Source organism: Paenibacillus sp. J22FR83 (assembly GCF_059691955.1).
In genome coordinates, this window is the sequence record NZ_JCAUAM010000001.1 from 141,062 (window position 1) to 161,963 (window position 20,902).

Consider the following 20,902-nt stretch of genomic DNA (forward strand, 5'->3'; position numbering starts at 1 on the left):
TGGTTGATTACGACATTCACTAGGTATATGATGACATTATCCTACACCAATTAAGGGAGTTCCTATGCGCAGACCCCATATGCACGTTGAGAAAGGCGAAGAGTTTTTTGAGAACGGATTTGCCATATACGTCAATAAGGTTTACGAACATTTCTTTCTTCCCGAGCATGCGCATGATTTCTATGAAATTAGCTATGTGTGGGAGGGAAGCGGTTTTCACTATATCGGAGATCAGACGATTCGTGTGAGCAAAGGGGATTTATTTTTCATTCCCATTGGTATTTCCCATATTTTCCGTCCCTCATCACCCCATTCTACTAAGCCGTTGCGGATAGGCAACTGCATCTTCGACGCATCACTATTTCATTTCCTTACCTCCATACTGCCCGATCAATACCACATGTACAGGTTCAACGATCTGGTTTCGCATGATGGTCAATGGCTGCAAATGAGAGAACAATCGGGGGAGTTCGAACATGTAATGTCAACGCTATTGGTGGAATTCAAACAGAAACGAACTGGTTACGAAACCATGATGTGTGGACTGCTCCTCCAGTTGCTCATCGTCATGGAACGTGCCATTGAACGCAAAGAAGCCCCGACCTTTCCCAATCAAGACAGAATGGAAGCTGTCTTACGGTCAATTCAAAGCCGTATAGGAGACAAAATTACTTTAGCTAGCTTAGCTGAAGAGGTCGGGGTTGGGACAAGACAATTACAACGTATGATTACGACACATACTGGTGAATCCTTCTCGGAACTGCTGTCTCATGAACGCATCTATCACAGCTGCCATCTATTGGCCGATCCCCTCAACCGCGAGTTGTCCATTGCAGATATCGCCGCAGCCGTCGGGATTCATGACCCCAAAAGGTTCTATCGTTTGTTCAAAGAGAAAACCGGTGTAACACCTGCTGCGTATCGCAGGAGGAATTAAAGGTACTCGCTTCGTTCCCGTCCAGTCGTCAAAGATGCGAAAGTACACTTATTTTTGGCGAAATCTGCTCCATGTGGGTGAATACGTGCGCCAGCCCATTCAACTAGACGATGTTTCTGTTAGCGCAAGTCTTTAATTTCCATATTTTTACACATTTCAACATGATGAAAAGACGTAGGCCCACATCTCTATCCTTGAGGGTCTTCGTCTTGCTATCTAACATTATATATCTCTTTATTCACCGCCATGAAACCCATACAACCGCCAAGGTTTATGTCCGCCAAAGTAGCGAACAACTTTGTTCTTTCCTCTGACCGGACGCACGCGGAAATCAGGAACCTCTTCGCTCGCATAGAGGACAGCCTCTTCACCTTTCTCCAGCGCCAGTGACAGTTCATCCTCCGTAACCGTTACTCCAGATACGCGTACTGCACCATCCACACCGATGATGTCCCAACGGATCTTGCTATTCCAGCCTGTCTTAATTAGACAAGGTTCGCCTGCCAAGCTCTTCACTCGAATCCATTGTGTGACGGCATCCTTGCGGACTGCACTCACCAAGAAGGCCCCTTCCCCTCGCAAGTTATGGAAAGCTAGCTCTGTCCATGCTTCTGGCACAGCTGGGAATACCCGCAGCTTGCCGCCCCAGCTCTGAAGCAGCATATCCTGAATGGATTCTGCACCAGCCAGCGGCGTTTCGATTACCGGTCCCGCTTCCTTGTACATCGTATTCGGTTTGATGATATGCAGCAGCGATTGCAATAACCGCAGCGCGTCATCCCCCTGCCCAAGAACAGTGGCAATCGATGCGGCACCCGTCATGCTGAATCCGCGCAGGTCGCCTTCTTTGGCGAGCCAATGACGCAGCGAAGTTGCAATTAAAGCTCGTTCTTCCTCTGTTTCACCAGTGATCAGATGCAACGGGAAGATCGCCAGCAAGTGACTAAAGTGACGGTGTCCATAGGCGAGCGGCATATCACGACCGACCATAAAGCCAGTCTCATCAACTGGCAGTGGAACTAATCTTATCAGAATTTCCTCCCACTTCGTACTGAGTGAATCGCTTATGTTCAACCGCTTGCTTATCGCAAGCAATGTCTCGCACCCCCAGCGAAGCAAGGCAAGATCATAGTGGCAGTCCGCCACTGTAGTACGCATGAATGAGCCATATTCGGGAGATATCGTTGGAGGCAGATGCAAGCATCCATCCTCTCCCTCTTCCAGCAGATGGATATAATAATTCACACTCCGCTTGAGAATAGGAAATAACACTTCCTCTAGCATCCCGTCATCCATCGTATATCGATAGTGTCGCCATACGTTATGACAAATCCACGTTAAATTGCCAACCTCGTCGTCTACAATTGCCTGTAAGTCATAAGAGCAGCTTCGACCTAAACCAGCTGAATCGTGTTGGAACGGTTCAGGCACATTGCGAATTAACTGTTCCCTATTCGCATACAGCGAACGAACAAGTGATTCCCCCATCTCCAAACGATTAGCTGTATATACAGGCGAGTAACTCATCTGTACATTCATATTGAACCAGACACCTGGCCAGGGCGAAGATGTAAGCCAAGGACCTTGATTATCAATCAAGGGTTTGTCTACTCGCGTAGCTGAAGCTAACTTGTACATTTGTATCCAGTAGAAGCTTTCCAAACGTCCATCCGGCAGCGAAATGAAGCTTTGCTGGTAATAGTGGTGCCACCAATTCCTGTGAGCTTCCACCCATTCTTCGAAATTCACAACCGAAGCCTGGGCCACCGCCTCCACAGCTTCCGCTTGGGTCGCTTCTGAATGTCCACTGGCAATGGACACCCAGCAAATCCGGCGATTCGGTGAAACCTGCACTTCCTTCCATGCGGTTACACAGCCATCCCCGCCCGAATATCGCTGCGTACATACCCGAATGCCATCCCCATCTTCCGAATAGACGACTTCCGTCTGAGGTACATATTGGTTTAAATTTACAACGTCTGCGTTCTTCAGTACGGGATCGACGTCCGGGAAGGGGTACCATGCAAAGCGTGCGCCATGTTCCCCCTCTGTAGTCTCCATCTCTATGGCGATTACTGGATCCAAACTGTGAACAAGTGAGCGAAGCTTGACTTCACCGCTCGTTGTCGTCAGCGTAGCCAGTAATTCAGCGTTCCACAAATTGATCCGCATCTGTGTAGGATGATAGATCTTTCCCACTAATTCCAGATCCAGTTCGCCGAGCTGAACACGAGGCGGGAAGCCTGGCTTATCCATTGGGACTGCCGTCACATCTGTACGCCCAGTCACCATGCGGAGTACATGCCGCTTACTCGCATGTTCTTCACCGTAGACCATCGTGCCCAGCAAGCCATTGCCGAGGAAGGCTCCTTCATCCCAGCTAACTGGCTTGACGACCCACTCCATATCATTAGCGGCCATGAACGTTTCCCAATCCATATCCATATGCACAGCCGAATTGTTGCTTGCTTTCACGGCTAACTTCCTCCTTTAGCCTTTGACGGCTCCGATCAGTGCGCCTTTTACGAAATATTTCTGCAAGAACGGGTACACGAACAATATAGGCACTGTAGCTACGATAATCGTCGCATATTTCAAAGTTGCTGCCAGCATAGCAGCATCGTCGTCGGAAGCACCTGAATTGGCACTTGCCTCCCCTTGGAGCAAAATTCCCCGCAACACGAGTTGCAATGGATAAAGTGAACGCTCCTGCAGGAAAATCATCGCATTAAACCAAGAATTCCAATGGCCTACGCCGTAGTATAACAACATTACTGCGACAACGGGCATCGAGAGCGGAAGCACAATTCGGAATAGGATGACGAAGTCGTTCGCTCCATCAATTTTGGCTGATTCCTCCAGCGCATCTGGAATCGCCTCGAATGCCGTTTTCATCAGAATTAAGTTAAACGTATTGATGGCAGTCGGAATAATAAGCGACCATAAGGAATCGATTAATCCCACACCTTTGACCGTCAAGTAAAGGGGAATCAACCCACCGCTAAAGAACATGGTGAAAATAATAAAGAGCATAAGCGGCTTGCGATACTGCAAGCTCTTGCGTGATAGAGCGTATGCCCCGAACGCAGTGAGCGTAATGTTCAGCACGAGACCCATGAGTACGACAAATAGTGTATTGCCATAGCCTTTCAATATCATGGGATTGCGGAATACATTCGTATAAGCATCAAGGGAGAAACCGAGCGGACGCCATAACATGCCTTTGTAACCCATCAGGCTTCCTGCGTCACTAATAGAAGCGAATAATACATAAATAAGCGGATACACGGTAAGCAGCATCATTAAAACCAACAGCAAAACATTGATCGTATCAAAACATATCTCTGAAAAGCTTCTCTTGTTTACCATCCTCTTGCACGCTCCTTTACCACAAGCTTGTATCGTTGAATTTGCGGCTCAACCAGTTGGAGGAAATGAGCAAGGCAAAGTTGATGACCGAGTTAAACAAGCCCACCGCTGAACTATAACTATAATTGAAGTCTTGAAGACCAACGCGGTACACATAAGACGAAATGACATCGGCCGTTTCATACGTGCCCGGATTGTACAGCAATATGATTTTCTCGAAACCGACATTCATCATCTTACCAATATCAAGAATAAGCAAAATGATGATGATAGGCATAATCCCTGGCAAGGTGACATGTGTCATTTGTTTCCAGCGTCCAGCGCCATCGATTCTAGCTGCTTCGTACTGCTCTTGATCAATCCCGGTTAATGCCGCCAAGAAAATGATCGTTCCCCATCCGATATTTTGCCAGATCCCGGAAGTCACATAGACAGATCGGAACAGACTTGGTTCAAGCAAGAACGTCGTGCGTTCCCCGCCGAAGAAAGCAATAATATCGTTAATAACGCCTTCGCTCGTTGTAAAATCTTTTAAAATCCCGCAAATGACAATCAAAGAAATAAAATGCGGCATGTACGTCACGGTCTGAACCATTCTTTTAAACATAGCATGTCTTAATTCGTTCAGTAAAAGGGCCAAAATAATAGGTGCCGGAAACCCGAACAACAACTGGTAGAAGCTAATCAGAACCGTATTCTTAATCGTTCTCCAGAAATACGCGCCATTGAAGAAATTAACAAAATGCTCGAATCCAACCCAGTCGCTTCCCCAAATACCAATTCTTGGAGAATAATCCTTGAAAGCAATGAGTGCGCCATACATAGGTGCATAATGAAAGACAACATAATACAGGAGAACAGGCACCAACATGACATAAAGCAGTTTGTTCTTACGTATATCCAGCAATAGCCCGAAACGGAATAATTTCCGTTTGTTTTCTACGGTTGTAACAGGCTTCGTTTTGGAAATCATAGTGTTCATCGCATCACCTTCTTCTGCCACGGTCAATTCCTGCGGGTGGTCGGAACGACTCCTTCCGCCCCCGCAAGATTTGCCGTAAACTAATTATCGCTTATTGTAGCGATCCAACGCTTTTTGATAAATTTGTGTTACCTTGTCAATTCCCATATCATTGATCCGTTTTACATAGTCATCGAATTTGTCAATTGGCTCTTTGCCCATCACGAATTTAACGAACATTTCTTCTTTATAACTCGTAATCGCTGTACTCAATTTAGCCAACTCTTTGCTTTCCTCTGTTGTCGGAGTCAAGAAAGGCGGCATAACGTGCTTAACAGCGTCTGTTTGCTCCCAAATGCCAACAGCATCATCCTGCTCTTTGTACGTGTTGAAGCTCTTACGGCTGTCCCCTAAGAACGGACCGTTCGGTTTGGTATATTGAGAAATCATTTGCTGCAAGCTTAATTTCGGATCTTTGGTAATCTTGTCCGTAAACTTAGGTACGCCGTTGTCTAGTGTATAGCTTTCACCAACAATACCGAAGTTGAAGAGCATACTGCCTTTCTCGCCAAACGCATAATCCATCCATTTGACAGCAAGCTCTGCGTGTTTGGAATCCCCTGCAACCGCTTTACTTACAGCCGGGTTGTATTTAAAGTCACGTTGGCCGATGAAAGCGCGTTCGCCTTTCTTCAACGTTGGGTATGGTGCCGGTACAAGCTGGAATTTCGGGTTTTTCTTCTTGCCCGTATCCATCCATTTGCCTACTGCGCTAAGCAAGCCGACTGTCGCGCCGGATTCATCGCTCAGCAATCTCGTATCCTGCGATTTGGAATCCGTATTCAGTGCGAAATCCTTATCTAGCAAACCTTCCGCATACCATTTGTGAAGCAACGTCAATGCATCTTTGAATTGCGGGTCAATTGGCCCGTATTTTACTTTACCTTGATTATCGATATAGAAACGGTTCGCTGTTTGATAAGCGCCAATGAAAGCATCTTGAATATTCAATTCATTGCTATATTGAGCTGTCAAAGCTGCGGAAGCCCCTTTTTTCTCCTTGAACGCTTTCAATACGGTGTACCATTCATCAATGGTTGTAGGCACTGGAAGGTTTAGTTCATCCAACCAATCTTTGCGGAGCATCGGTCCACGGAATACCAGTCCATTGTCCGGACGAATCATTGGAAACGCGTAGTATGTGCCGTTGTCTGTCTTAATCATTTTGTCTAGCTCTTTGTCATTTTGAAGCAGCTTCTTTAAATTAGGCGCACTTTTGTTAATCAAGTCGTTGAGAGGAAGGATCACCTTGTCTGCAATTGCCTTCTCCGGTCCACCTGGATACGCAGCCGTTCCGCCACCGCCCCAATTGTATTCAATGACATCTGGCAAATTGTTCGAAGCGATCAGCAAGTTGAATTGCTCCTTGGATTGACCGTCAGCAGGATGCGTATACTTGACCTTAACGCCAGTATCGCTCTCCAATTGCTTACCAAATGGGGAATCCCCTATATTGGGAAACACGGTAGTCAAGTTGGGGTTAATTTGCTCCCACGATGTTAACGTCTCTTGTGTAGCAATGGGATATTGACCTACTGAAGCGGTAGGTGTTGCCTTCGTTGTAGCACTTCCCGTTTCACTTGAAGACTTCGCTGACTCATTGGAACATGCGGCGAACATACTGGAAGCTACGACAACGCTTAGTGCCAGGCTAATGGATTTTCTTTTTGAACGACTGCTCATGTGAATCCCCCTCATAAACTTCTAGTGCGATTGATTTCGTTGCAGCACTGTAGCTTCAGTATGGATGGTTAAGCATCATTTTGAATATCGTCAAAACTGCAAATGCCTATTTAAAATCCATAGCATGCAATCATCAGAATCCAAAGTCACTGTGCAAAACATGAAAAGTCGCGCAAGCAAGCTTGTACGACTCTCATCAACCGGTGCTGTATCACTTTAATTCCTTATATTTCCCAGGCGTAATGCCTTCAAACTTCTTAAAAGTTCGGTTAAATGTATTGATATCCGCATACCCAACCTTACGCGCAATCTCCATAATGGAGAGCGATTGTTCGGATAGCAGCTTCTTGGCTTCCTCCAACCGTGTTCGACTTATGAAATCAAGCAATGCATCGCCGGTTTGTGCCTTAAATTGTTTGGATAAATAGGAAGGAGTAATTCCGAACTTCTCTCCAATCATGGAAATGTTCAAATTATCTTCTGCATAGTTCGCTTTCACAAATGAAATGACTAGTTCACCAAGCGGACTGTGCTCCTGTTTACGCTCAGCTTGGATGGATTGGCACACCTGCCCAAGAATGGAGAGAATTTCCCCTTTCATTTCTTTCATCGTTTCACAAGCAAATAGTCGCTCTACAGGATGGAATTGCTCGATAAAGGACGTTTTATTGCCTTGCGAGCCGATTTCGTTCATCGTTTTCAACATCGTACTGGCAAGATCGAACATGAGACACTTGCCCAGCGGCACAGATAGCACCGCATTGGATGCATTCGTTTCGATAATTTGCTCAATGATAGCGCTTGACTTCTCATAGTCACCTGTCTTAACAAAATTGATCAATTGCTGCTCTACATGCAAAGGGTAATAATAGTTACCAGCCTGATGGGCCGCTTCGGAACTAGGTAATTCATCGTATCGAATGATCGCCCCACCGCCTACGACAAGACGATAAGCCATTGCCGACAGCGCTTCTTGATAAGCTCCGGCAATCCCGAACAATTCCGTATGAATGCCGCTAATAGAAACAGTTAAATGGACATGAAAATGGTCTAGCAAGAACGATTTCACCTGATCGGCAACTTGTTGCAGCTCTTCTGGATCCTGTCCCGTGCTGAAATTGAAAATACATGCCTGCATATCATCCATTTCAGTTACAAAGCCTCGATGCTGGCCACCGATCACTTCTTCCACTACATTCATTAGTATGAACTGCATCAATTTTACTTTCTGTGGATCTACTGTCACATCATCCTGAAATTTGCCGAAATGATCAATATGGAACAAGAGAACGGCAAAATGAGGGGAAGATAATTGTATATCGTGCGCTGAGAGCGATTCATGGACAGGAATGTCCTCCTCGAGATTCCCCTTCAGCAGCCCCTGCAGAAAATGAGAACGAATGGCATCGCGGTGCTGATGCAAACGACGATCTACCTGCTCTTTCTCTGCAAACGTGTTATTCAACGCATCTTGCAAGAAACCATACTCATTCGTTCCTTCGGCAAATGATATCCCTGCTTTCATCGAGAAGCTGCGAATGAGGAGATTGATCGGATTGTAATTTTTCCGTAGGAACAGGAACGTGACTACCCCACCTAGCAGAAGACTCAGCCCAATGCTTGCATAGACGAGCCTTTTCATATATTTCATTTTATCATCAAAGCGCTCAGCAGGTATCATCGACATGTATTTCCAGCCTGTCCTTGCTGACGTGGTATAGGAAACCGCGACTTGTTCCCCAGCTACATCCCCATAGAAGAGACCGTTTTCACCAGTGAACTTGTCATACGAAAGAAATTCTGGTCTTTGCTCAAGACCACTCGTCGCGACTAGTCGATTTTCTTTATCTAGCAACGCAACAGATGTCGCTTCAGATGGCGGAAGATTTGCCAGCAATTTCGTATCTCTCATTACAAACAGGAGCACTGCTCCTGGTTGATCACGATTCGCCAATGAAACAGATTTGGCAAATAAAACAGCCTTGTAGCCATTCTCACCCTCTTGCATCGTCACTGGCATATAAGAATGGACATAGCGATTATCCAGAAACGACTTCCAAGCATCGTACCCTTTCAGGGTTTGTCCATCCAGCATCTGAAATAATTGGCGGCTGTCTGTCCGGTTGCGTGTGGATATGACCGTATCGCTATTCTTGTAGTAAAGATAGATTTGTTCGATGAACTCATTCGCCGTCTGATACACGCGCAAATCATTCGAAATGTTGACTAAATCGTAATAATCGTTATCTGTAAGGGGCTGTGCGGTATTAATAAACGCATTCACCTCTTTATTGAGGGAAATTTCCAAACTTAACCGCTCAATGCCCCCTAAACTGTTATCTATCGCCAATTCCATCTGTTTCAATGCATTCGTATTCGCACGATTGACTTCCGATTCAACCACATGCCAAGAAGCCGCATATAGAATGCCACTAATGATGATCGGGACGAGCAGCACGGAAATATAAGAAGTAAACCAAGTAAACATGACGCTGCGTTTATTAAACCGGATCCGATTAAACTTCATTAGCACTAACCCCTTATCGCTGTTTGTAACTGCTTGCATATATTATATCCAAAATTGAGGTTACCGTCTCGGATTTCAGTCCTCATACCCAAAGCAGCGGCTGCCGAATAGCCATATTCCTCCGCAATTCCGCTTCTTTCGGCTTGTGTTCTAATTTGCGCCATAAGGCAAGAAGCCTTTCAGAATCATATGCCAACCCTGCAAAAAGTAAAAATGACATGGCTACTGGCCACTGCGCATCATATTCGACATCTCGGCCATAAGGCCAAGATTGCTTATTTTCAATATAAGGAAGTAAGAAAGCGATTCCTTTCTCTATGCCTCTTCCATCTGACAGTTGCAATTTCCACAAGTTATCCTTAGGCGTAGTAAGAAGGTGCGTAAGGGTGATGAAATTATCCAGTGTAAAAAGGGAGTATGCATAGGGCTTCGTACGGGACAGCTCCCGCGGGAAACTCCCATCTAGGTCCATCTGTTCTACCAGTAGTTTGGTTTTGAATTGTTCTCTGCACCAATCCAGCATGGCATGTTGACCTGTCAACCGCGCGAATGCCGCTGCCTGCACATACCAGCATAATCCATGATTATTCGGTTCGTTTCTCTCTTCCACCCCTTGTGGATGCTCGTTCATCCATTGCAAGTAATCCCCGAACCATGCGGAAACATGCTGAAGAACGTGAGAATCTTCTTGAGACAAGTGACTGCGTTGCAGCAACTGAACGGCAGCCGCTACATCAATCAAATGCAAGGTATCGATCACACCGATCCCTCGCCCATCGCATATGCCAGGTACTGCTTGCGCATAAAGCAGATGCGGGTTCATTCGTGTGTGCTCATTGACGAAGAAAGCGTCGAGCAGCCGAATCGCATGGGAAGCGTAGCGTTGATTATTTGTTATCCGATAGGCGGCAGTTAGACACGCGACTCGAGAACGCATCCGACGAAGCAGAATCCGATGTGCATGGAAGTTGCCTGGATTACTCTCGCCATCACGGCGCACATAGGGCAATCCATTCGGTGTATTGGGATTTGGCCACCAGTAATCTCCATTCGAATAGTAGTCATGCGCGGTTCCGGGGCTATGTGGGGCTATTTCATCCGTTATTTGAACAGGAACAGTCTTTAGGTAGAGGTCCCCCCCTTGGATGATCGCAGTCAAGTCAAAATAAGAACTCCAATTCTCTCTATTTAATTGTGCAAAATGTTCCATATGTTAATGGCTCCCTTCAAATATGTTAACAAAGCACTAAAAGCAGCAGGCCAAATCCCTTAAAAAACGGGATGTTAGGCCTACTGCATATCATCTTGCATTTATGTGTAGTTGTATAGAAGATGAGTTCTCTAAAACGTTAGCGCTCTAATAACCTCATAATAATCGTTACTGCTTCCGCTCGCGTTGCCTCAGCCAACGGCTCGAACGAATTATGCTCACGTCCGGTCACAAGTCCTAATGATACGGCTTGTGAAATGAGCGGTAAAGCCCAAGCTGGGATTTGCGAGCTATCGCTAAATGAGACAGGAGATGGCGTGCTTCCTTGTTGCGCATAAGCCCTGATTAGCATAGCAACCATTTCTGTTCGGTTGATCGCTTTATTCGGTCGCAAGGAGTCGTCCTCATACCCTTGAAGAATGCCAGCTTTCAGCGCAGCCCCCAATTCGCCTACTGCCCAGGCAGGAATATCTGCCCCATCGGCAAATGAAGTCGTTGCTTTTTCGACCTTTAAACCAAGCGCGCGAACCAACATAGCAGCAAATTGGATTCTTGTCATAGGCTCATCAGGTTTAAAACTGCCATCCCCATAACCGTTCACGATACCTTTGGCAGCAGCGCGAGAGATAACATCGGATGCCCAATGATTCGGCATATCGCCAAAAGATTCCTGCACAGGCGCTGTTGTGGACGGATCTTTGGGTTCTACAGACGGTTTACTCGGTTCCGGTATCGGCGTTGGCGTTGGTACAGGCACCGGCGTAGAACCCGATGAGGAACCTGATGAAGAGCCCGATGAAGACGAACCACTTGACGCTGGACGCTGTGCCCGTAGCGTGTATGTTTTGTGTACACCTGAAGGCATCGTCACATCCAGCAGAATAACACTGCCGCTAGCCGCAATGGCGAGCGGTCTGCTCTCGCTGCCGCTGAGAACAGATTGTGGAGTAGCACCGTCTACGCTCACTTGAATGGCAGCACCCTTAGTGACGGAAGCCGGCGTCACGGTCAAACTGTTGGTACCTGTCGGCACTATCACTGTATAATAAGTAATCTCTGAACTAAATGCAGGTGTAATTGACAAATTGGGACTAATTTGAAGGCTGCTTAACGCAGGCTTCTCCTCTTCACCCGGTATGTTCTGTCCAGCATTTGGTCCTACATCTGCCGATGTAAGAGGACGTTGCGTCACCACACTCGCAGTTACATATTCATCCGCTCCAACGTCAACTGTATTCGTCCGTCTTTGGCCGTCCATATCATCTCCCGGCAGGTACGGGCCTTGTGCTGCATCGACCGCTGGGCTTAATGGCGATAACCGAATGAGTCCGTCCATGCTGCGAACCAACTTCAGATCACCTTTGTACGTCGCGTTGACAACCGTTGCTGTTGCTGACACAGCGGCAAGACCGTCGGTCATGTTGCCGACATAATTAGGTCTGCCATCGGTGATATCCTTCTCGTTAAATATCGTTCCCGCATTACTAAAAATCACATTGTTATAAACCTGTGTACCTGTTGGCTCAAACGTCCGTTTCGCCATTTTGAGTGCCGAGGCTTTACTAGCTAGATTAACAATCGTATTGTTAAAAATTTGAACATTATATTGCCGCCAATGGCCACGCAGCAGCTCAGTCTGCCTTGCCGGTTCCAAGCTACGGAGAGGTGCAACATCATTCATACCGAGCCCCCAACGGATCATCGGATTCGCAGAACCATCTGGTCCGGCATCTTCCGTGCCGCCATCCACTGTAATGGCATCGTCGGTCAAGCCTTCCATGTAATTGTTATAAATTTGATGATCATTCCCATAAATACGGAAGCCGCTGGTACCTTCTTTTTTCCCGTCTGCAATAATAAAGTTTCCATAGAAGCTATTACGATGACCATGACGAGCCACCATGCCTCCGAAGGAATTTATAATTGTGTTGTACCGAATCGTATTGTCGCTGCTTTTCACCGACACGATCTCATCTTCGCCATTTAAGGAGTCGAACAGGTTGTACTGTACAGTCACATGTCCGGGCACCAGAGACAGGCCAGAAAGTCCGAGACGAATCGCTTCCATCCCATTGGTGACCCTTGGACCCATATCGTGGAAATAATTGTACTCAATCACGTCGTATTGCGAAACCATATCTCGGCCATCGTACGTAATTGCAGCGCCAAAGCCGGTCTTCGGCCCAATATCGTTGTAGGCGATTCGGTTGTGACTGCCGTTACCCTCTACCCGGATATAGTGCCGATCCGTTCCGCCATCTGTGAGCAGAGTTGATTCTGGGGTATGTGATGTTTCGCCTGTATAGACAGCGTTGTTAGCGTTATATTCACTGCCATAACGGCAACTGTTCTCCACGCCGATCACGCACCAGATGATCTGTCCACCTTTTGTAAACCTGTATTTCTGTCCTGTTTCATCTAAGGCAAATGTGTTGCGCAAAATGGAGACATTGTTGGTGTCATACAGTTCTACACCAGGGTGTAACCCTTTCAGTGAATCTCTGATTTCGATGGAAACGCCTCGGCTCTCCAAGGAATCTTCGCTATTCTCCGACCCGCCGCCAGAATGGAACGTTAACCCTTCCACGCTGACGTAGCTGGCATTGTGGATATACATGTAGCTGTCCCCAGCGATAATCGCCTTTCCTTGCTCCACGGCCACCACCCGAATCGGTTGCGCAGCCGTTCCTTGCTTATCCTTAATGATGAAAGGCCCTTGCTGCTCGTAAGTGCCATTCTGCAACTCGATTGTCGTGCCTGGCGCAGCTTGATCGAGCGCTGTCTGCAGCTCGCTTGCCGTATGGACACGGACAACTTGAACTGGTGGCAGCGGCTCTACCGGCTTATCCCCCGCTTGCGGCGGGCCCGTTGGTCCTGTCGGCTCAGTCACTTCTGGTGGTGTTCCGGTGTATAGCTCAACTTCGGTAATACTATTCCAACTGCTTGAACTTCCTGAAGCACTATTCCCATACCCCACCAACCGTACATAACGGTAGGATCCAGGCTGACCCATTACATAAGGCTGCAAAATACTATCGCCTACACGAAGAGCTCTGGAGCTTCGTTTGGTCAGCAGAACCGTCGATTGTTGGAAATCCGATTGATTCGAGCCTAATATTTCAAAACTAGATACCCTGTCGATCGCATTCAGAAAAGCGATGTTCAGATACGTTACTGTCTCCGGCTGCCCGAGATCAAATTGCAGCCACTCCCCTTGCCCCGAAGCCGACCAACGCACATCGTTATCCCAGATGCCGTCTACCACATTGGCCGGGATATTGGTTGTGTTCGGTTGATAAGAACTCGCGGTCACCGTGGTCGCGTTCATCGGAATGCGGCCGTTCGTTCCTTTGGCCGACAACCGATACGCTTGCAAGGCATATGTATTCATCGAGCTGCCGCTGGTTGCGTTCACCTTCATTTTGTTAATCCCAGGCGTCATCGCAATCTGATTCATATCGCTTACTGGCTGGTTCGTCACTGTGTTGTTCGTCAACGTCGCATCCGCTGAAATCCCTGCATCCGCCTGCCAATCCAAGCGAATTGAGCTGGCATTTTCAGGAACCGTTACTTCATAGCCGTCTAACTTAGCCGGTGAGAACGTTGGCGTCATGCTCAGATGCTGACTACCCGCCCAAGCGTCCAAAGCGGATAATTGAATATCCGGCAATTTCTCTGCAAAGGTAAAATACAAACCATCGACAAGCGTCGCATCCGCCGCATAGTAAGTTTCCCCATGCAGGTTAACCTGGGTTAAAGGGAGAGACACCGCATCGCTGAAATCTCCGCTGCTGCTCGTTAGCAGGAGTCCGCCAGACGGAAGCAGCCCTTGCGGAAATGCAACCTGCACAGCACCGACATGACCGGTGTTCTGAGCCTTCCACGTACGTGTCGACCGCTTGAAGCCCGTGCCATAAGGAATAGAAGGCGCAGTGCTTTCATTATCTCCCCATAGCAGATACTGTTTATCCGTTAGCGCTTGTTTGGCGCTGATGATGATCTGAGATGCTACTGGGTCTTCACTGCTTCGGCTCGTGTCTAGCGCCAACGCACCTTCGTCATCCTTAGCTATACCTGCTACATTATTGTTAAATGCCGCATTAAGCGTGGACGGCCATACTACTTGCGGAGACACCCCCGCTGAGACGTAATCCTTTCCTTTCAGCGGCGTTCCGAATTTGAGCGCCATATACGTTTGCACTTGATTGTGCTGCATCGCAGTAAGCGCACCGTTAAACACAATCAACTCGCCTAATTGTCCGTCATAACCGGAACCGCCGCTGAGTGCAGAGCCAATCGTCATCGGATTGCTCCGGACACCTTTCATCGGAAGGCGTGAAGCTGTTGACGTCGCATACGGCTGACCGTCAAGCGTAACGGATTGGTAAACGTTTCCTGTCACGGGCTGAGAGTCAAATTGGAAACCCCAACTGTTATATTGACGAAGGGGTACGCTATATCCCGTTGTAAGACGTGGATTGCTACCTGAGGCGAGATCGCCTGAATCCCACAAAACTTGCGTATTCGGATTAGAGTAGAAAGGAAGATACGCCCCCAATTTCCCTTTCCCCTGTAACGTTTCATAAAATATTTGCGAAGACTTATTCGTTTCCGTTAAACCACCCGCCGTCACATAAACGCTTGCACGATCTACGGCTTCATCTTGGGCGAACAACCCGTCCCCATCTACTAAAATACTACCAGTGCCTGCGCGGATAAATTGCACGGAAGGTTGGAAATTCAGTGACGGATTGGATGCTACATATTTCGGCTTCGTCCGGGGACTAGAAGCTCCCACTGTCCCATCATTAATAAAGTTATTCTCTTGCGGACCACTGTCCTTCCAAGAAGTAACTTCTCCACTCCCATTCACGGTCATACTAGCCGGATCCGCTTTGAGCCATAATTTCAGCAAGCTCTCAGCTACGCCGCCCGGCGTTCCTGCCACAGCACTATCCGCATGCGCTTTATAGAAACCGGCAGGTAAACCTGCTAAAGTTAAAGCGCTTGCAAGCAGCAAGCTGATGATCCGTTTCGCATATCCACTTGATCCTTTCTTCAATTCAACATCACCTCTTCGTTATGATTGCGCTCTTCGGCATGGTGCTGATTAGCGTACAAGCAATTACACTCATCATATGGAAACCCTTACAATTAGGAAATCGTCAAAACCCAAACTCATCATCAAAATCTGAAATTACACTGATCAATATCTAGAATGAACGTGCAAATTAGGGAATCTATCCATACAAGCCCCTTCACCAACGAGTACGAAAAAAGGTCCACCCTCTTAGGCGCTCTCGCAATCCTGTTTGACCGAACATGGTATCTTTAGTGATCTTTGCATTTGCATTTGCATTTACAATGACGATAAGGATCAGGTCTTGGCTTAAACTTAAGATTTAAATTGTCAGGACCAATTTCCACTGGGGATTTTTGATATAGATGTAAAAACTACAGCTAATGTGCTCGAATTTGAGGTATCTTCGTGAATAGATGGAAAACATACAGGTAAATTCTATGAAATTTGAAAAATCGATACAATTGACAGAATTTAACTACAGGAAATCCAGTTAGTTTGCGGGAAGCTGGTTATCAACGAAAAAAAAGCCGTTTCAACAAGTCTATTATGACTTCTGAGACAGCCGCTATTTCACTATTAAGTTCCGCAAAAGGTGCGGTATGAACAGGCAGTTGGATCAGCTGGATTGACATAATCTATCTGTTCAGGAGAATATGCGAAGGGGGTAGAAAGAACGGATAGCAACCGCTCCATTACAGAGTAATCTGCTTGGTTGACAGCGGATGCTAAAGCTTCTTCTACGCGATGGTTACGTGGAATAATCGCTGGATTATGCTTCCTCATCAATTGTTGCGAGTCCGCTTTGGTTCCATGCTGGCTATGTAATCTAGCTTGCCATCGTACATACCACTGCTTGAAATCAATGTTGTCATACATGGACGTGGCCTCAGGCTCTCCCAACGTTAACGCACGAAATGTATTCGTGTAATCTGCGCGATTCTCTTGCATCAAATGGAGCAATGCGTCAATAAGAGATTCATCCTCTGATTCTTCATTAAACAACCCCAGTTTACACCTCATGCCCCCAAGCCAATTAGCGTGATACTGCTCACAAAAATGCGCAATCTCATCCGCAATCAGTTGGGCACCTTGCTTCTCATTGTCATGCAGCAGGGGTAAGAGCGATTCAGCAAATCGGGTGAGATTCCATGCAGCTATTTCCGGTTGTTTGCCATACGCATAACGGCCTTCGGTATCTCTAGAACTGAATACGGTCCCCTGATCATATACGTCCAAGAAAGCACAAGGACCATAATCAATCGTTTCTCCAGAGACCGCTATGTTATCCGTGTTCATCACACCGTGAACAAAGCCAACAAGCTGCCATTGAGCAATTAAGTGCGCTTGGCGCTTAATCACTTCTTGCAGCAGTGCTAGGTAACGGTTCTCAGCACCCATAGCCTCAGGAAAGTGTCTTCGTATGGTGTAATCCGCTAGCGCTCTGAGCTCATCCACTGTGCCATATACCGATGCATATTGGAAAGTTGCAAAGCGAATATGACTGGCGGCGACACGGGTTAGAATGGCGCCAGATTGTTCCGTCTCACGAAGGAAGGTTTCACCTGTTGAGACTACCGCTAAACTTCGAGTCGTTGGAATTCCTAGGGCAAACATGGCTTCACTTATGATATACTCGCGCAGCATCGGTCCAAGTCCCGCTCTCCCATCCAAATAGCGAGAGTACGGCGTCTTGCCTGATCCCTTCAGCTGAATATCCACCCGCCCTCCATGAGGTGTTAATTGCTCACCAAGGAGATGCGCTCTTCCATCCCCTAACTTGTTCAATTGTCCAAATTGATGCCCAGCATAGGCTTGCGCAATCGGCAGCCCTCCATCAGGGATCCGATTTCCAGCAAATATAGCTAAGCTATCATTACTTCGCAACTCGTCATCATCCAACCCCAAGGATGACGCCAAGGGCCTATTCAATATAATGAGATTCGGAGAGCTCACGGGAGTTGGATGAATCTTCGTATAGAAGATTGAAGGCAACCGCGAGTAGCTGTTGTCTAAGTTCCATCCCGCATCTATCTTATCTGATTTCTGAGTCATCATGTCTCCTTCTCCTATGCTTTACTTTACAAAGGGTAATGACAAGCAGTCCAGTGCCCTTCCCTGATTGGCACTAACGCAGGCTGCTCTTCTTTACACTTTGCAGTTGCCGCTGGGCAACGCGTGTGAAATCTGCAGCCAGACGGTGGATTCGCAGGAGAAGGGATTTCCCCTTCGATCTCAATCCATGCTCTTTTGTGCGAGGGATCCGTCGATGGTATGGAAGAAAGTAAGCCCTTCGTATAGGGATGGGCAGGATGGAGAAACAGCTCCTCACTTGGTGCGATTTCTACCAGTTTCCCCAAGTACATAACACCGATACGATCAGACAGATGGCGAACAATATTTAAGCCATGGGCGATAAATAAATAGGTTAATCCCAGTTTTTTCTGCAGGTCCTGCATTAAATTAACGATTTGTGCCTGTACGGATACGTCCAGCGCCGATACGGCCTCATCCGCGAGGATAAACTTGGGGTTGAGCGCAATAGCTCGCGCAATACCAATGCGTTGTCGTTGACCTCCCGAGAACTCATGAGGGAACCGATCATATACGGAACGATTCAGTCCTACTAACTCCAACAGGTCTTCAACTTTGGCCCGTTTCTCTGACTTGCTTAACGATTCATGGATATCGAAAGGTTCCCCAATAATATCGCCAACCCGCCAACGCGGGTTCACAGAACCGTACGGGTCTTGGAAAATGACCTGCATGTCTCGGCGTACGTCCTGTAGTCCTTTGCTCGAAAGTTTAGATAAATCTTCTCCTTCGAATAGAACCTCTCCCTCCGTTGCCTTCTCCAATTGCAGCAATACCCGGCCTAAGGTAGACTTACCGCTACCCGATTCACCAACTAAACCAAAGGTCTCTCCCTTCTTAATCGAAAAGGATACATCCTCCACCGCGTGAATATAGGATTTCGAACGATTGAATGTTCCTTTCCCTACAGGGTAAAATTTACTTAACCCTTTCACCTCGAAGAGTGTATCGTTAGTTGAAATCTCTCTCTCTGCGACATCGTCGAGTCGTTGATCTGCCTTCGCCTCGTTTATCGTATCGAGCTTTGTATTTCCTGTCGTATCTACAACTCCAGCATATTGCTGCCAATCCGCACGCTCCACTAATTCTTCCGCGTACCAACATGCCGTAAGACGTTCATTTACGAAGCGTAGGGGTGGACTATCTTTCACACAGCGTTCCGTCGCAAAAGGGCATCTTGGATGAAAACGGCACCCCGACGGCAAATCCGAGAGATGGGGAATCGTCCCTTCAATAGAGAATAATCGGGACGACCGATTGCTGTCCATCGTCGTAATGGATCGAAGCAATCCTCTCGTATAGGGATGATGGGGCTTAGCGAACAATTGCCCTACACTTGCTTGCTCAACGATCTGCCCCGCATACATCACGATAATTTTGTCGGCCATCTCAGCCGCAATCCCCAAATCATGTGTGATAAGCAGGATCGACATATTGAATTCTTCCTTCAGCTCCTGCAGCAGGTGAAGAATTTGCGCTTGAATCGTGACATCAAGCGCAGTCGTTGGTTCATCTGCAATAAGCAATTGCGGACTGCATGTAAGCGCCATTGCAATCATCGCCCGCTGCAGCATTCCGCCAGAAAGCTCGCCAGGGTACTGGTTCATTCGGATTTCCGGCTCAGGAATGCCTACACGCTTTAATAAATACACGCCACGTTCCCACGCTTGTTCCCGATTCCCTTGTTTATGCCCAGTAATGACTTCGGTAATTTGACTGCCTATGGTAAAAACCGGATCGAAAGCGGCCATGGGTTCTTGAAACACCATAGCCATCTTCTTCCCTCGTAACCCCCGAAGATCCTTCTGTGACAACGTCGTTAGATCTTCACCATCGAGAACAATGTGGCCTCCGGAAATATGACCATTTTCATAATCGATTAAACGCATGACAGATTTGGAAGTCACCGATTTACCACTGCCCGATTCTCCGACAAGACAGATCGTTTCGCCTACGCCTATTGTCAAAGAAACGTCTTGAATGGCCGTAATCGACCCTTTATTCGTTCTGAATTGTACACTTAAGTTGTCAATTTCAAGCAGTTGCTTCAACTTGCGCCGCCTCCTAGTTATGCCCTTCTCTGCTTTGGATCCAGGGAGTCACGTAGCTTATCTCCGATTAAATTAACAGATATGACGAATAGCGTGATTGCGAGACCTGGAAACGTACATATCCACCATGCTACTGTCAGATAACCTCGTCCTTGTGAGAGAAGCGATCCCCAGTCCGGAATCTCTTTGAGCACACCTAATCCTAGGAAACTTAGCCCTGCACTAACCAGAATCGAAGCTCCTAAACCGATTGTGGACATAACCAAGAGTGGCGACCAGGCATTCGTTAGAACATGACGGACAAATATACGTAAAGAAGAAGCGCCTATGGATCTGGAGGCGGTAATGAAGGATCGATTTTTTATGCTCAGAATCTGGCCCCGCATGACCCTTGCATACTGTGGGACAGAGGCTGCCGCAACTGCAAAGATGAGATTAAATAAATGAGGGCCAAGAGCTGCAGCAATGGCTAGTGCTAATAGAATGCCCGGAATCGTCATTAACACATCGATAATCCGCATGAAGATCGTGTCAATAACGCCGCCGATATATCCAGAAAGCGCACCAATGCTTCCTCCAATAATGCCTCCAGCGAGCACAGAGGAGAAACCAATAATGAGAGAATCACGACTGCCATACACGACAAGACTGAATACATCTCTACCAAAGTAATCTGTTCCAAATAAATGCGCCTTACTTGGGGCATGCATAATTTGATCGGTGAGCATCGCTGTAGGTGCATAAGGCGCAATCCATTGTGGGAAAAGCGCACATCCGATAATAAACAACGCCATGATCGCTGCTAGATACACCAGAATCTCTGATGCATTCCAAGTTCTGGATAGCTTTGTGAAACGAAGATGCCACTTCGGTTTCGGCCACATCGTTCTTGTAGAAAGAACATCTTTCATCGTCACCATTCTCCTCTCC

11 protein-coding genes are annotated in these 20,902 nt (G+C 47.1%); 1 reads left to right on the forward strand and 10 read right to left on the reverse strand.

Translation table 11 applies throughout. The features are described from left to right. Nucleotides 1-64: 64 nt before the first annotated feature. The gene (locus tag AC58PV_RS00525; protein ID WP_497430340.1) at nt 65-937 is read left to right on the forward strand and encodes a helix-turn-helix domain-containing protein; all 873 of its coding nucleotides are present in this window, start codon (nt 65-67) and stop codon (nt 935-937) included. 234 nt (nt 938-1,171) lie between these two features. Here AC58PV_RS00525 and AC58PV_RS00530 read toward each other — a convergent pair whose 3' ends face one another. From AC58PV_RS00530 to AC58PV_RS00575, 10 genes are all read right to left on the reverse strand, one after another. Continuing rightward, a complete protein-coding gene (locus AC58PV_RS00530) occupies nt 1,172-3,412 on the reverse strand; it encodes a glycosyl hydrolase family 95 catalytic domain-containing protein (RefSeq protein ID WP_497430341.1) in 2,241 nt (746 codons plus the stop codon). Nucleotides 3,413-3,427: 15 nt separating this feature from the next. Beyond that, nucleotides 3,428-4,306, reverse strand: coding sequence for a carbohydrate ABC transporter permease (locus tag AC58PV_RS00535; protein WP_497430342.1), 879 nt, complete (start codon nt 4,304-4,306; stop codon nt 3,428-3,430). A gap of 16 nt (nt 4,307-4,322) precedes the next feature. Beyond that, nucleotides 4,323-5,288, reverse strand: a complete 966-nt coding sequence (locus AC58PV_RS00540; protein ID WP_497430343.1) for an ABC transporter permease — start codon at nt 5,286-5,288, stop codon at nt 4,323-4,325. Between the two features lie 84 nt (nt 5,289-5,372). Then, nucleotides 5,373-7,010, reverse strand: a complete 1,638-nt coding sequence (locus AC58PV_RS00545; RefSeq protein WP_497430344.1) for an extracellular solute-binding protein — start codon at nt 7,008-7,010, stop codon at nt 5,373-5,375. A gap of 211 nt (nt 7,011-7,221) precedes the next feature. Continuing rightward, nucleotides 7,222-9,537 carry a helix-turn-helix domain-containing protein gene (locus tag AC58PV_RS00550; protein WP_497430345.1) on the reverse strand — a complete coding sequence of 772 codons (2,316 nt, stop codon included), beginning with the start codon at nt 9,535-9,537 and terminating at the stop codon, nt 7,222-7,224. A gap of 82 nt (nt 9,538-9,619) precedes the next feature. Continuing rightward, on the reverse strand, nt 9,620-10,747 hold the full coding sequence (locus AC58PV_RS00555) for an alginate lyase family protein (protein ID WP_497430346.1): 1,128 nt from the start codon (nt 10,745-10,747) through the stop codon (nt 9,620-9,622). 139 nt (nt 10,748-10,886) lie between these two features. Then, nucleotides 10,887-15,809, reverse strand: a complete 4,923-nt coding sequence (locus tag AC58PV_RS00560; protein WP_497430347.1) for a chondroitinase-B domain-containing protein — start codon at nt 15,807-15,809, stop codon at nt 10,887-10,889. A 597-nt stretch (nt 15,810-16,406) separates the two neighbouring features. Beyond that, complete coding sequence (locus AC58PV_RS00565; RefSeq protein ID WP_497430923.1) at nt 16,407-17,882, reverse strand: protein adenylyltransferase SelO; 1,476 nt, start codon at nt 17,880-17,882, stop codon at nt 16,407-16,409. A gap of 26 nt (nt 17,883-17,908) precedes the next feature. Further along, entirely contained in the window at nt 17,909-19,972 is a 2,064-nt protein-coding gene (locus tag AC58PV_RS00570) for a dipeptide ABC transporter ATP-binding protein (RefSeq protein WP_497430348.1), read from the reverse strand. A gap of 17 nt (nt 19,973-19,989) precedes the next feature. Beyond that, the gene (locus tag AC58PV_RS00575) at nt 19,990-20,883 is read right to left on the reverse strand and encodes an ABC transporter permease (RefSeq protein ID WP_497430349.1); all 894 of its coding nucleotides are present in this window, start codon (nt 20,881-20,883) and stop codon (nt 19,990-19,992) included. Nucleotides 20,884-20,902 lie beyond the last annotated feature (19 nt).